Raw genomic sequence first — 14,406 nt, 5'->3', positions numbered from 1 at the left:
CTGCCGGTAGAACCTGTAAAATCCGGCGGAACAGCCGGACGTACCAGCCGGTTGGCCGCAGACCTGACGCCTGCGGCCGAAGGACAATCACAATCTCCGCACCTGCTTCGGTGCCGTCACATCTTCAGTCAAAACTCTTGCCAATTGTCCTGATCGATCGCAACGGCGGCGTTACCGGAGAGGGAGGTTGTGAGCTTCCGACGGAGCGCGCGCGCCGGTGAGGTTACAAGCGTTTCATCTGCCCGGACCGCACGCGCGTTTGAGCTGTATATTTCCGTCGACAGCTTGAACTGGGCCAGCAGCTCATTCAGCGACGCCGCATCGCGAGCGAGACCATGGCTTGCTGCCGTCTGCTCTTCGACCATGGCAGCGTTCTTCTGCGTGTCCTGATCCATCGTGTTGACCGCTGTGTTGATCTGCTGCAATCCCGACGATTGCTCTTGAGCGGACTCAACGATCGCGTTGACGTTGCGATTGATCTCTTGAACCTCGCTTACGATCGTTGTCAGCGCCTTTCCAGTTTCGCCGACGAGGCGCACTCCGTTCTGGACCTGCTCATTTGAGGCTTTGATCAGGGCCTTGATCTCTTTTGCCGCATTGGCGGAACGTTGTGCGAGTTCACGGACCTCCTGAGCAACGACCGCAAAACCCTTACCGGCATCACCTGCACGCGCAGCTTCGACGCCGGCGTTCAACGCTAGAAGGTTCGTCTGAAATGCGATTTCATCGATAACGCCGATGATGTTTCCGATTTCGCCTGATGAGTTCTCAATCTGCTCCATGGCTCGTACTGCATTTTGAACGACGGTTCCGGAGACTTCGGCACCTTTTCGGGTCCGGGCGACAAGAGCGCCCGCTTCCTGGGCGCGGCGGGCGGCATCCTTCACAGCGGTAGTGATCTCTTCCAGAGCTGCGGCGGTTTCTTCCACCGAGGCAGCCTGCTGTTCGGTGCGCTTGGCAAGGTCGTCGGCAGCCGCCTTGATCTCGGCCGAACCGGCTTGGATGCTGCGAGCGTTTTCGGCCACCTGTTCCAGCGCGCTCTGCAGTTTAGAGGCAGAGGCGTTGAAGTCGTTGCGGACGCCATCGAGCGCTGCCGTGAACGGGTGTTCGATACGGTAAGAGACATTGCCGTTGGAAAGATGGCTCAATGCCTGGGCGATATGATCAACGGCGAACTTGACGTCGGCCACTTCGCGGGCCTTGGCGGCTTCGCGTTCGATGCGTTCTTTTTCCGACAGACTGCGGTTGTCGTCGGCTTCCTGCTCGAGGCGAGTGCGTTCAATAGCGTTGTGGCGGAAGACTTCCACGGCTTCGGCCATTTGGCCGATCTCGTCCTTGCGGTCGAGGCCGTCGATTCCGGCGCGGGTTTCGCCGGCAGCCAGCGAGGCCATGCGTTCCCGCAGGCGTGCCATCGGCCCGGTTATGCCCTTCTGGGCGATCGTCAGTGCGAGAACAACGGCAACGGCGATGCCGATCAGCATGCCGACGACAGCGAACTGGATGGTTGAGGAGACCTCGGCTGATAGCTGGTCGCCTCCATTCTTTATCAGGTCTGCCATGGCACCGTTGCTTGCACCGAATTTCGGCGACAGTTCCACGATGGTCTTGTCAAGATCGCTCGACAGCGCCGTGACTTTGGTCTTGTCACCAGCGGCATGGGCCCTCAGCAGTTCGTCGCCGATTGCCTTCAGCTTGTCCGCACCTGCCAGCAACTCGTCGGTTGCAACCTGACGGCTCGGGACAAGTCCCGGAACCTGCGCGAGACGGGCGCGTGCACCGGTTATCTCCTTACCGAAGCGCTCGGATAGGTCCTTGAAGGCAGCGGACTGGGGATCCTGCGCAAGGGCACGGCTGAGCCAGGTTGTAGCCGTCCACATGCCTGCGGCGCCGCGCGGAACGAAGGTCGCAGCCGTGCTCTCGTTACGCAGGAAACTGGAATAAGACTCGTTCGCGGCACTGAAACGCTGGGTCACGAACAGCAGACTGGCAAGCGAAATGACGCCAAGGACGGCGATCGCCATCAAAAACTTGGTCGTGATTCTTAAATTCTTGAGCATGGGGACCTTCTCAGGAAACGAAATAGGCATTCGGGGGAGGAGGAAAAAAGCAGGAACCGCCTTTCGACGGCGCGCATCATGCGCGTAAAGGATCGGCCAAGCGATCACGCGTCCTTGTCGCACCCTAAGGCAAATTTTATAAGAAGATCTTACACTTGCTGCGGTGCGGTGCACTTTTGGCGAAGTCAAGGAGTCCAGTCCGACGCCGGCCTCAGGTATCTTCATGTGTGCTTAATCATGTCGGCAGCACCTCTGAGTTTTATGTTGCGACGCACAACATTCCAGCGCTAACACGCCGCAAAGGCGATGATTGCCGGCTTCCGCAAGCAGATTGATATGAGATCAACAATCATTCATCAGAGGACTTTCCCGTGGATCTTAGCCGCCGCAAACTCATGACTTTTGGTGCCGTCGCAGCCGCAACGGCCGTCAGCACCAAGATCGCCTCCGCACAAGTTGTCAGCTTCACACCCTCCCCGATCTACCCCGATCCGGCCATTCAGGTCCTTGATCCGAGCTTCGCCAAATACCGCGTCGCCAGTGCTTCGCTGGAACAGGTTGCGACTGGCGCCCGCTGGCTGGAAGGCCCGGTCTACTTCGCAGACGGCAAGTACCTCCTCGTCAGCGATATCCCCAACAACCGGGTGATGAAGTTCGACGAGACCAACGAGACCTGGAGCGTGTTCGACGCCAACTCGAACTATGCCAATGGTCATTGCCGCGACCTGCAGGGCCGCCTGCTAGCCTGCGAGCACCTCACCCGCCGGGTCACGCGCACGGAGCATGACGGCTCGATCACAGTCCTGGCCGACAACTACAAGGGCAAGAAGCTCAACTCCCCGAACGACATCGTCTGCAAGTCGGACGGCTCAATTTGGTTCACCGACCCGCCCTTCGGCATTGCTGGCGAATGGGAAGGCGAGAAGGCGGAAGCCGAACTGCCACATTCCGTTTACCGTATCTCGCCGGAAGGCACGCTGGAACTCGTCACCGACGAACTGAAGGGACCGAACGGCATCGCGTTTTCCGAAGACGAAAAGAAGCTCTACGTGGTCGAAGGCCGCGCACAGCCTTACCGCATCGTCTGGTCTTACGATGTCGGCAACGACGGTAAGACGCTGTCCGACAAGAAGGCGTTGATCACCGCAGACGACAATGGCGGCCTTGATGGTTTCAAGGTCGACGTGGACGGCAACTTGTGGTGCGGCTGGGGTTCCAGCGGCGCCGCCGGCGCAAAGCCCGAAGACCTGAACGGCGTCAAGATCTTCAACAAGGAAGGCAAAGCCATCGGCTTCATCAAGCTGCCGGAGCGTTGCCCGAACCTCGTCTTCGGCGGGAAGAAGAGGAACCGGCTTTACATGGCAAGCAGCCATTCGGTCTACGCACTTTATGTCGAGACTCGTGGCGCCGTTTGATGACCCAGCTTAGGTGATGTCGACAGTTGGAACGAGCCGGAGAAGTCCGGCTCGCTTCTTGAACGCGGAAGCTCGTGGGCGGCACGCTGAAAGCAGCGGAATGAATGCTGACAGTGGGTTCCTTGCACTTCGGCTCGGCGTTGCCAATCGAGTGGACGATTAGGCGCACCTTGTCGTGCCGATTTCTGCACCACGAGCGAACTCGGGTAGTCGCGGGTTTCAGTAAGCCCTGGAACATCGGCTTGCAACACCGTCAGCTTTACGGCTATGACCTGCTCTGAAGCTGCCTGTCGGCTGTCAGCCCCAGCCCGGCCATTCAGCATAGCCGTTCAGCCCGGTGTTTAGGTGGTAGATTGACCAGCGTCGCAATCGCGTCCGGAACTGCTACGTGTGGCCTGACGGTACTTTCTGCAGAGCAGCCTGGTCGACCCGCACCGGTCAGTAAAGCCCTTCTGGGGTCGATTGATATCGACTGTTGGTGAAACCTCGAAAAAATTTGCAAGGAGAATATGAGAGCAAAATCAACATCATACGAATTTGACGGGCCCCATGCCAGTCCTGTGCGACGGGGGCGAAAACAATCCAGCAAAATCAATCGTCTAGCTGGGTTCTGAACAATCGAGTGGGAGTGACGAGAGCGTAGTGCCGGCTACTATGGGATACGATATCGAAGAAAGGGCGGTGCCGACCCACCCAATAGCTCGCGACTGACATCAGACACAGCGAAAAAAGCAATCTCTGGAATAAGAAACGCAGAAGGCCTCGGCGTTATTGCAGCAAGAGCTGGCGGATACTTCGCAATCGCGTCCTCCTGAAAGTCGGCTTTGATCGTCACCGCTATCCTGATGAGCCTTCTGGAGGTTATGCCTTCCGGACGGTGCCCCTTTAGAATAAACCAGCGTTCTTGAACACTTCTTTACCGCGCATCTCGCTATTGTTGCCTAGGGCGTCAAAGATGTGAATGTCCTGGGGGCGTGCTGTAAAGCAGATTTTCTGCTTGCGTGCGAAGGAACGCTCTCCATCCGCCTTGATCAGGAACTTGTCGCTGGACCCGGGCAGATCCAGATAGAGAATCTGCACCTCGCCGAGATGTTCGACGAGATCGATGGTACCGGTAAATGTGCCGTCCCTCCCGTCGTCTTCGTGGATCCGCGTGTTTTCGGGGCGGATGCCAATACTGATCGGCTCGCCTTTCGAGAGCTTGCCGGGCTCTGCCGCCAGCTCGATCACCACACCGCCGTCGAGCAGGCAGCGCGCCGACGTGGCGGAACGATCCGTGACGGTTGCCTTCCGGATGTTCATCGCGGGCGAACCGATGAACTGGGCGACAAAGAGGTTCGCCGGTCTTTTGTAGAGCTCCGCCGGGGTGCCTACCTGTTCTATGCGTCCGTCCTTGAAGACGACGATCCGGTCTGCAAGAGTCATCGCCTCGACCTGATCGTGGGTGACGTAGATCATCGTCACGTCGGGCATGCTCTGCTTCAGCTTGGCGATCTCTATGCGGGTTGCCACGCGCAGTGCAGCATCAAGATTGGACAGCGGCTCGTCGAACAGGAAGACGCGCGGATTGCGCACGATCGCGCGGCCGATCGCAACGCGCTGCCGCTGCCCGCCGGAAAGCGCTTTTGGTTGACGTTGCAGGTATTTGTCGAGCTGCAGGATTTCGGCGGCCTTGCATACGCGCGCGTCGATCTCGGCCTTCGCCGTTCCGGCGATGCGCAGCCCGAAAGCCATGTTTTCGTATACCGTCATATGCGGGTACAGGGCATAGGACTGGAACACCATCGAGATGCCGCGCTTCGAGGGTGCGACCGAATTCATGCGCTCGCCGTCGATGACAAGATCGCCGGACGTGATCGTTTCCAGGCCGGCAATAGACCGCAGCAGCGTCGACTTCCCGCAACCCGATGGCCCGACGAAGACGATGAACTCGCCCGACTTTACCTCCAGGTTGATCTCGTGCAGGACCTCATAGTCGCCATAGGCCTTGCGGATGTTTCTCAGTGACAAATCGGTCATCGGTCCCCTTCCATTCTTCTGTTTCGAGGCGGCGCGTCGTCAGGGAGCGAGCCCGGCGAGAAACCGGGTTACCGGATCCGGCTTCCTGTTGAGGATTTCGAGGTCGTTCTTGCGCCGGATGGCACGTCGTACCATGCGGGCCCCGAGATAGCGCAAGGGCTCTGGCGGCAGCCGCGTACGCCTGTCGAGACCGACGAGCCCGCAGCGGCTCCAGGCGTCGTCATGGCCGAGAACAAGGCTGGCCATGATGTGACCCGCGACCGGCGTCTGCGCGATGCCTGTCCCGTTGAAGCCCATGGCATAGAAGATGTTTGCGTGGTCCTTGAGGTGCCCGAAGACCGGCAGGTGCTGGGTCGTGCAGTCGATGGGGCCACTCCAGTCATGAAGCACGGGCACGTTCTTCAACTGAGGATAGACCCGGTGCATTTCGCGCAGGTTGTCTGCGCCGCCATCGCCGCTGCGGTTGAAACGCGCATCGATGCGGTCGCCATAGGCGATGCCGCCCGTGCCGCGCCCAAAGATGACGGTGCCCTCGGGCGTGCGCTGGTAATAGAGCACGTGCTGTTGCGCATCGCAGATCGAGACGCCTTCCGTCCAGCCGATCCTCTCGAGAATGTCTGGCGCGGGCGCAGTCGCAATGAGTTGGCTGCTGACGACATAGAGATAGGGATGCAGTTCCGAAATGGTCGAAAGCCAGGCATTGGCGGCCAGCACCACCTTGCCGGCAGAAAGCGCGCCCCCTGCGGTGCGCAGCTCAGGCCGGGATCCCGGCGCGATTTCAAGGACCGGGCTCTGCTCATGGATGATGATGCCCCTTTCAAGGGCGAGCCGCCGCAGGCCGAGGGCGAGCTTTGCCGGGTGGAGGGTCCCCGCTCTCTCCTCGACGATGCCGAGATACGAGGCGCTGGAGCCTGTCCGGCGCAGGATATCGCCGCGCTGGAGCGGGCGGAAGCGCTCCTCACCGAGAGCGCGGCAGAGATCGTCGGCCGCTGCCCAGGCGCCTTCCTGGGCTGTCGAGCTTGCCGTCCACAGCCAACCGTCGAGCCTGAGGTCCATGTCGATCGCGCCCGAAGCCTGTAGCTGGTCCAGTTCCTCGATCGCGTCGGCCGTCGCTCGGCATAGCATCAGTGCGTCATCCTCGCCGACGAGCGTGTGCAGCATGTCGAGCTCGGCGAACCAGCTATGGACCTGGCCGCCGTTGCGGCCCGAGGCGCCGGAGCCGCAGAAGTCCGCTTCCAGCACGGTGATACGCGTGTCCGGAGACTTCTCCTTGATCCGCAAAGCGGTCCACAGACCGGCGTAACCGCCGCCGACAATCGCAACGTCGCAGTCCGAACTGCCCTGCAAGGGCGACGTGACCGCATCTGCCCCGATGTTTTGGAGCCAGTAGGAGCGATCGCTCCTCGCTGCCGCCACCGGCGGCCTCATCGTGATGGTGGTCATGTTCCAGCCTTCTCAGTGGTACGGATGACGCTGTCATACTTGGCGAGCAACCATTGCGGGATTGGCCCAATGGGCTGGGGAAAGCCGCCGAGATGGGTGCAGGTTTCGGATGCCCTGGCGGCTGAACGATCGAGAGCGGCCTGCGCCGGGAGGTCTTCGAGGAAGCGCGCCACGATGAAGGTGGCGATGAAGCTGTCCCCCGCGCCGCAGGTATCCACGACGGCGACGGGCACAGATCCTGCTGTCGCCAGGGCACTGCCATCGTCATAGAAGGAGCCGCGCTTGCCGCAGGTGATCACCACCTGGCGCGCGCCTGCGGCCTTGATCTGCGCGATCAGCGGTTCAACCGGTTTGGCGGGATCATCCGGGCCGGAGGCGAAGACCACCGGCACGTCTTCCAGCGAAAGATCGAAGTGCCGGGTGGAGACATCGATGCTGAAGGGTACGCCATCGGCAACGAGCCGACGGACGAGCGCCTCGCTGGAGTTCGTGCCAAGATGGACCCAGTCGGCCTGCCGCAGTGCGGCGTAGCGCTCGGCGCTCGGGACGTAGCCCTCGCCCACGCCCAGCGATTCGAGGAGGAAGCGCCGCTCCCCTGCATCGTCAGCAAGCAGCGTCACGGCGGAAGAGCCGGGGCAGATTTCGACGTCGCTGCGGTCAAGCCCCGCCTCTTCGACGGCGGCGAGCATGATCTCGGCTTCAGCATCCGGCGCCAGCGCGCCGAAGTAGCGGGCGTTCAGTCCCTGCCGCCGCCATTGCACGGCAACGTTGAGGGCATTGCCGCCCACGGTGACGAAGCCCTTGGTCAAATAGGCGTCGAGGCAATTGTCGCCGACAGCGATCAGATTGGGATTGGCTGTCATCATGCTTCAGTCCGCCTGATCGAGATGGGGGGTAATGGCCTCGAGGCAACGTCGCCAGACGGTGACGGGATCGAGTGAATAGGAGCCGTTGCCGAAGGGTTCGAAGGTGAGCGTGCCGGCGAAGCCGTGTGCACCGAGCGCGGCGATGTACTCGTCGAGCGGCAGGTTTCCATCCCCCCAGGCAAGATGTCCGGCGGGTGTTCCGTCGACGACATGGACATGCGCCACGCGCTGACCGAACCGCTCCAGGTAGCCGCCGACGCTGTCGCCGGCGGCCGCCATGGCAACGAGATCGAGCACGATGTCGAGATCGTCGGCGTCGAGAGCACGCCACAGGGCGTATAGTTCTTCTGCATTGGTCGCGATGTTGCTCTCGAGGCGCTGCAACGGCTCCAGCAGGCAGGAAACGCCGAGCGACCTCGCATGCGCCGCGATCCGGTTGATCGAGTCGACCGAATGCGCCCAGGCCGTATCCCGGCTTTCGCATTCGAAGCCGCGGCCTGGCGTCAGGAACAGATATGTCGCACCGAGCTCCGCACAGATATCGGCTGCGCGCATGAAGCGCTGCACACTTGCCTGGCGATAGGTACCGTCGCCGGACGCGATGTTGATCGGATAAAGGACCTGCTCGGGCGTGAAGCAACGAACCGTCAGGCCGTTGTCATCGAGGATCGACTTCACCTCGACGAGCCGCGCGCCGTAGTCGTGGAAGAGGTCGAGGTGCGGAGCTATGCCCCAGAACTCCATCCGGTCGAACCCCATGCCGCTGAGCCGTTCGGCGGTCCAACGGAAGGGGTGGTGCTGAAAGGAAAAATTTGCACCGATGAGCTGTCTGCGTTTCATCATTTTTCGCCTACTTTCCGATACCTTCGGCAAGCCCGCGAATGAAGAAGCGCTGTGCCGCGAAGAAGGTCATGACGATGGGAAGCGCCGACAGCGTCATGGCGGCGAAGACAACGGCATAGTTCGTGCCGTGTTTTGCCATTATCGACGTCAGGCCGACGGGCAATGTCTGCAGATCTGCGCCACTGGTGAAGATCATCGCGAAAAGATACTCATTCCACGCGAAGAGCACGTGCAGGATGACGCAGGACACCAGGATCGGCTTGCAGAGCGGCAATGTCACCTTCCAGAAGATCTGGCCTTCGCTGGCGCCGTCCATGATCGCGGCCTCGTCGAGATCGCGCGGTAGCCCGAGCATGTAAGCCCTGATCAGGAACGTGGTGAACGGAATGCGGAAGGCGGTGTAGAGGATGATCAGCGCCCAGTAGGTGTTGTAGAGGCCAAGATCCTGCATCATGCGCACCAGCGGGATGACGGCGACCGTCGGGCTCAGCATGAGACCGCCAAGCACGATGCCAACGAAGAACGGCTTGCCCGGTAGCTTCGAGCGCGTGAGTCCATAGGCCGTCCAGGCGCTGACGAGCACGGTGCAGATCGCCGACCCGAGTGTGACGATGACGCTCGTTGCGATGTAGTTGCGGATGCCCTGGTTCCAGGCCGAAATGTAATTCGCAATGCTGAACCCGCTCGGCAGCGCGAAGGGATTGCCGAACATTTCGGCATTGGTCTTGAACCCGTTCAGCGCCATCCAGAGCAGCGGATAGAGGACGACGATGCCGAGGCTCGTGAGGAAGGCGACGAGGCAGACTTTGGCCAGCACGGCCGCGAAGTCGGTGCGTTCGGTTTCCGATGACTGGTAGGCGATGCTCACAGCTCGACCCTCCGTCTCTTCGTGTACCAGAGCTGTGCGAACCCGGTGACCAGAGTGATGGCGAAGATCACCGATGCAATTGCTGCACCGTAGCCGAAGTCGTTTTCGATGAAGCCCTGCTGGTAGAGCCATGTGCCGAGAACCTGGCTGCTGTTGTTCGGCCCGCCGCCGGTCATCACCATGACCTCGTTGAACACCTGGAAAGCGCCGGTGATGGTGACGATCACCATCAGACCGGTCATCTCGCGGGTCAGCGGAAAGGTGATGTTCCACAGGCGCCGCCACGTGCCTGCCCCATCCATGATCGCCGCGTCGTAGAGTTCGCGCGGGATCTTCTGGATCGCGATGGCAAAGAGCAGCGTGGAATAGCCGAAGCCTTGCCACTGGCTCATGGCGATGATGGCGTAGATGGCCGTCCCCTCCTCGCCGAGCCAGGCGCGCGACCAGTCCGCGAGACCGACCTGCGTCAAGGCCGAGTCCAGAAGGCCGATGTTGGGCTGGTAGATGAAGTAGAAGAGAAGGCCGGTGACAGTGATGGAAATGGCCGAGGGAACGAAATAGACGGCACGCCAGAACCGGCGCGACCTCTCCTCGGCCAATCCCTCGATCAACGACGCCAGCACGAAGGCGCCGAACACCTGGAATACGACGGAAATGACGGCATAGAGCACGTTGTTGACGATCGCCGTCCGGACGACCGGATCGCCCTGCAGCCGGCGGTAGTTGTCGAGCCCTATGAAGGCGGTTTCGCCCGTGAAGATGTCCTGGCTCTTCGTGCTGACCACGAAGTTGTCGATGATCGGGTAATAGACGAACCAGAGGATCAGGACGAAGGCGGCGAGAACCCAGCGGAAAGACAGGATCCCCGCCACCGGGCCGAGTCGGTCGCTCTCGGACCGGCCCGACCCGGCAAAGCCGATCGTAACGGCTCCACCCTTCTGCGCATGCTTCATGACAGTCACCACGGGCCTATCCTTATTTGGACGAAGCTGCCGCTTCCTTGATCCGCTCCATGACCTCTTCAGGTGTCATCGAGCCGCCGACCAGCGCCTGGAGGCCGGAGAGCCAGGCCGCAGCGACACGCGGCGGATTGGCGGTATCGAGCCAGGGCATCAGATAGGAGGAGTTCGCGATCGCCTTCAGGCCCTCGACCACAGCGGGGTTCATGGTGTCGGCGGAATATCCCCCAACCGTCGCGCTTGGCTGGCCGTAAGGCGGAGCCGAGAGAACCTTGCCGTTTTCAGCGGAGGTCGCGAAGCGCATGAAATCGATCGCAAGCGGAATGTTCTCGGAGGCCGAATTGATCATGTAGCCTTCGGGTGCGCCCTCGATGGCGTCGACATCGCCTTTGGCGTCCTTCGGTACCGGCAGCTTGAAGAAGCCGAAGTCCTCGCGCTTCAGCGCCCCCTCGACCGTTGCCTGATCGAATTCGATGATTTCCTGATAGTACATGGCCGACTTGCCGCTGCTGAATTGCTGCAATGCGGAGGCATAGGAGGATCCGTTGGTACCCGAGCCGTCCGTGCACTCATCGACGAGCTGCTTGAACTGCGTCAGGCTCGCGACATAGCCGGGGTCGCTGAACTCAGCTGTCGCCGGAACGAAATCCTTTTCGAGTGTCGCCTGCGGCACGTTGTAGGCGAGAAGCTGCCCGGCGTAATGCACGCCCGGCCAGCCTTCCTTGTTGCCGAAGGATATCGGGGTCACACCGGATTCCTCGAGGGCTGCGCACGCGCCCAGCAGGTCTTCGAAGGTCTTGGGCTCGGCAACGCCGGCCTTTTCGAACAGGTCCTTGTTGTAGCCCATGAACTTGGCATCAAGATAGAGCGGGATGCCATAAAGCTTGCCGTTGTACTGGAAGGCGGAGACGGCGGCCGTGGCGAGCGTCTTGCCCCATTCGGTGTCCGGGCCGATGACGGGGGTCAGGTCGACGGCGCGGTTGCCGCGCACGAAGTTCTCGCCCCAGCTGCCGGTCCAGGTGAAATAGACATCCGGCAGCGAGTTGGATGCGACGAGCGCTTTCGTCTTGCCCTTCACGCTATCGTCGCTCTCCTGGATCAGTTCCACCTTCACACCCGGATGGAGCTTCTCGTATTCCCTGGCGACCTCGACGAAAAAAGGGGAAAGCTGCTGTAGGCCGAATTTCGTCAGCACGCTGACCGTGCCGGAATAGTTGACCTTTGCGTTAGGATCGGCGACGACCGGATCGGCAGCAGACGCAGCACTGACACTGCCAACGACGAATGCGGCGACAACTAGCGATCCGAAGCTTGTGGTGCTTAAGAACGTATGGGCTTTCATTTCGCAGTTCCTCTCTGTTGTTATTCGTTACGTCAGGCATGCACGGCAGGCGTCCGGTCCGGCGTCGCCGCCGGACCGGACATTTTCAATATTCGACGCGCTTGTAGTAGCGCCGCGTCGTCAGCGGATGGTCGCGCAGTACCTCAAGATGCGCACTGAGGCGCTCCAGCATGGTTGCCAGGATGATCGGCGAAATCAGGCTGCGCGTCTTGGCTGAGACGCCTGGGAGACTGGCGGACGCCGCATCGAGAATGCGCACCTTCTCGGTGTAGCGTTTGGCGAAGTTCTCCACCCGGTCCGTCAGCGGCCGGAAGGCGTCCTCGCCCTTGAAGATGAAGAGGCTCACCCCTGGCTCCACCAGTTCGAGCGTTCCGTGGAAGAAGTCGGATGCCTGCACCGGACGGGTACGGATCCACTGCATCTCCTCAAGGATGCACATGCCGTAGTAGTGCGCTTCCGGCCAGACGGAGCCGGCGCCGGTGAAGATATGATAGGTCTCGTCCTTGATTTCCCGCGCAAGAGCGGCGGCGTCGGCCTCATAGCCTTCCTTCACCGAAACCAGCAGTTCTGGCAGCAGCGCCAGTTCGGCCACGGTGGCGTCGAAATCGGCATACTCGCCACGCTCCGCCAGAAGGGCCAGGACGATAAGCAACGTCTGGAGGTAGAAGGATTCGGAGGACGTATCGTCTTCGGCAAAGTTGGTGAAATTGTAATCAGCGTCGCGGCCGAGCGGCGTGTCCTTATGGCCCGTGAGCGAGAGCGTCTTTACGCCGCGTTCCTTCAGCAGCGACAGAAGCTGTACCGTTTCCTTGGTCGTACCCGAGAGCGACGGCATGACGACGAGCGCCTTCTCGTCCAGACCCGCCGGTGGCTCCAGCACGACCTGCGCCGGATAGGCCGCGGAGACCGGAAAGAGCGTCGCGTTGCGGGCAAATTCGATAGCCGGCTGAGTGAGGAACTGGACGCCGCCGGTTCCCATGAAGAAGATGCGTTCGAGACCGCCGTCCAGCAGATTGCGCATCAGGACGCGCATGTCGTTGGCAATTGCAACTGCGCCGCTTTGGATCGTCACGAAGCGATCCCTATCGAAGTTGAGCATTTAAAACCTTCCCGTTCTGCGTTTCCGATCGCCCTCGAAGCGAGCTGGCGTCGTCACGGAGAAATCCGTTTGAACCATGTGAGATCGATCTCACAGACATTTAACGCACAGGAATTCGGTGCTGGCAAGTAGGGCGGCGAAAAATTGTGGGCAGCCGTTTTTGCGCTCAGCCGGCGCTGTGACGGCTCACGGAACCGCGAACGACTAGCTTGGTTTCAAACCGGATTTTCTGCGGGGGAGCGTCTTGTCCGGAGAGCCGTTCGAACAACAGACGGGCAGCTACGCGCCCGATTTCCGAAACCGGCTGGGAGACGACGGTGATCTGCGGGTCGGTGAAGGTCGCCAGATTGAAGTCGTCGAATCCGATCAGCGAGACGTCGTGAGGGATCGAAATGCCCATGGAACGGAACGCCAGGAGGGCACCTTGGGTCATCAGGCTGTCGACCGTGAAAAGCGCCGTCGGCGGTGCCTTCTGGCTGAAGAGCCGTATGGTCGCATCGACCGCGTGTTCTACCGTGGATTGCGAGACAGCGATCATGCGGTCGTCGAGCGAGATGCCGTTCGCGGAAAGCGCTGCGCGATAGCCGCTCCTGCGTTCACGGGAGGTGAAGATGCGCATGTCGTCCTGTAACAGTCCGATGCGGCGATGGCCCATTGTGATCAGATATTCGACCGCCTTGCGCGCTCCTCCTTCATTGTCGACCACGACACTGTCGCAATCGACGCCCTCTGCGACACGGTCGATCAGGACCAGCGGCACGTTATTAGAAACAAGCTGTTGCAGATGGCCGTTGTCGTCCGCCGAGGTCGGCGCGACAATGAAGCCGCGAATGGAGAGCGATTGCAGGCTGCCGAGCAGGGAGATCTCCAGCTGAAGCACCTCCTCGCTGCTACCGATGACGAGATTGTGCCCCCGTTCGCGGGCAATAACCTCGATGTCATGCGCAATCCGGGCGAAGAACGGGTTCTGGATGTCGCCGAGAATGCAGCCGACGATCGGCAATTGCCCATTGCGGAGCGCCTGCGCGAGGCGGTTGCTCCGGTAACCGAGCTGTTCTGCCGCCGCCTGGACCTTCAGTGCGGTTTCGCCGCCGACATAGCCATAGCTGTTGAGGGCCCGGGCAGCCGTTGCCCGCGATACATTCGCAAGCGCCGCCACATCCTTCAAAGTCGCCGGTTTGCGAACCATGTCATCCTTCAGCCAAGCAAGTGGGTCCTCGTGGATCTCCTTGTAGCTTCGGGTTGTCCGTTCGCATAGACCCTGCCGCAATGGGAGTGCCGTCACGCTCCCACTGCAGATTGCGGGCAAGCCCGCCAGAGCCCGCCTTACCTGGAGGCGAAGCGCTCCGGTCGGAAGGTCGCGAGCATCGGATGTTGGCTGCCTGTTGCAATCTCGTATGCAAGCAGCTCGCCGACAAACATGGGGCATTCTCGTAGAGGTCTTCAAGATCCTCCATGATGCCCTCCAGTCCAGTTTGAACGTCCGCCTTACACA

The 14,406-nt window shown here is 60.8% G+C and carries 11 protein-coding genes; 1 reads left to right on the top strand and 10 read right to left on the bottom strand.

The window, feature by feature from the left end; all coding sequences use genetic code 11:
* Positions 1-128 precede the first annotated feature (128 nt).
* Complete coding sequence (locus tag MUU54_RS16115) at positions 129-2,057, bottom strand: methyl-accepting chemotaxis protein (RefSeq protein ID WP_247245056.1); 1,929 nt, start codon at positions 2,055-2,057, stop codon at positions 129-131.
* A gap of 371 nt (positions 2,058-2,428) precedes the next feature.
* On the opposite strand from MUU54_RS16115, the gene MUU54_RS16110 reads away from it, so the two are divergent.
* Positions 2,429-3,472, top strand: a complete 1,044-nt coding sequence (locus tag MUU54_RS16110; protein ID WP_247245055.1) for an SMP-30/gluconolactonase/LRE family protein — start codon at positions 2,429-2,431, stop codon at positions 3,470-3,472.
* 885 nt (positions 3,473-4,357) lie between these two features.
* Here the strand turns inward: MUU54_RS16110 and MUU54_RS16105 are convergent.
* The 9 genes from MUU54_RS16105 to MUU54_RS16065 all read right to left on the bottom strand — a co-directional run bounded on the left by MUU54_RS16105 (position 4,358) and on the right by MUU54_RS16065 (position 14,100).
* The gene (locus MUU54_RS16105; protein WP_247245054.1) at positions 4,358-5,491 is read right to left on the bottom strand and encodes an ABC transporter ATP-binding protein; all 1,134 of its coding nucleotides are present in this window, start codon (positions 5,489-5,491) and stop codon (positions 4,358-4,360) included.
* A 39-nt stretch (positions 5,492-5,530) separates the two neighbouring features.
* Positions 5,531-6,934: an NAD(P)/FAD-dependent oxidoreductase gene (locus tag MUU54_RS16100; protein ID WP_247245053.1), complete on the bottom strand. Its 1,404-nt coding sequence runs from the start codon at positions 6,932-6,934 to the stop codon at positions 5,531-5,533.
* Positions 6,931-7,800: a PfkB family carbohydrate kinase gene (locus MUU54_RS16095; RefSeq protein ID WP_247245052.1), complete on the bottom strand. Its 870-nt coding sequence runs from the start codon at positions 7,798-7,800 to the stop codon at positions 6,931-6,933. Before MUU54_RS16095 ends, MUU54_RS16100 begins: the two co-directional genes overlap by 4 nt.
* A gap of 3 nt (positions 7,801-7,803) precedes the next feature.
* Positions 7,804-8,643 (bottom strand): sugar phosphate isomerase/epimerase family protein, encoded by an 840-nt coding sequence (locus MUU54_RS16090; protein ID WP_247245051.1) that lies wholly within the window; start codon positions 8,641-8,643, stop codon positions 7,804-7,806.
* A 7-nt stretch (positions 8,644-8,650) separates the two neighbouring features.
* Positions 8,651-9,511 (bottom strand): carbohydrate ABC transporter permease, encoded by an 861-nt coding sequence (locus tag MUU54_RS16085; RefSeq protein WP_247245050.1) that lies wholly within the window; start codon positions 9,509-9,511, stop codon positions 8,651-8,653.
* Positions 9,508-10,476: a carbohydrate ABC transporter permease gene (locus MUU54_RS16080; RefSeq protein ID WP_247245049.1), complete on the bottom strand. Its 969-nt coding sequence runs from the start codon at positions 10,474-10,476 to the stop codon at positions 9,508-9,510. Before MUU54_RS16080 ends, MUU54_RS16085 begins: the two co-directional genes overlap by 4 nt.
* Before the next feature lie 10 nt (positions 10,477-10,486).
* Positions 10,487-11,812, bottom strand: coding sequence for an ABC transporter substrate-binding protein (locus MUU54_RS16075; RefSeq protein WP_247245048.1), 1,326 nt, complete (start codon positions 11,810-11,812; stop codon positions 10,487-10,489).
* A gap of 85 nt (positions 11,813-11,897) precedes the next feature.
* Entirely contained in the window at positions 11,898-12,911 is a 1,014-nt protein-coding gene (locus MUU54_RS16070; protein WP_247245047.1) for an SIS domain-containing protein, read from the bottom strand.
* A 166-nt stretch (positions 12,912-13,077) separates the two neighbouring features.
* A complete protein-coding gene (locus tag MUU54_RS16065; RefSeq protein WP_247245046.1) occupies positions 13,078-14,100 on the bottom strand; it encodes a LacI family DNA-binding transcriptional regulator in 1,023 nt (340 codons plus the stop codon).
* Positions 14,101-14,406 lie beyond the last annotated feature (306 nt).

The sequence above is a fragment of the Pseudorhizobium tarimense genome (genome assembly GCF_022968135.1).
Lineage (GTDB): Bacteria > Pseudomonadota > Alphaproteobacteria > Rhizobiales > Rhizobiaceae > Neorhizobium > Neorhizobium tarimense.
This window is presented reverse-complemented; position numbering and strand designations above follow the sequence as displayed.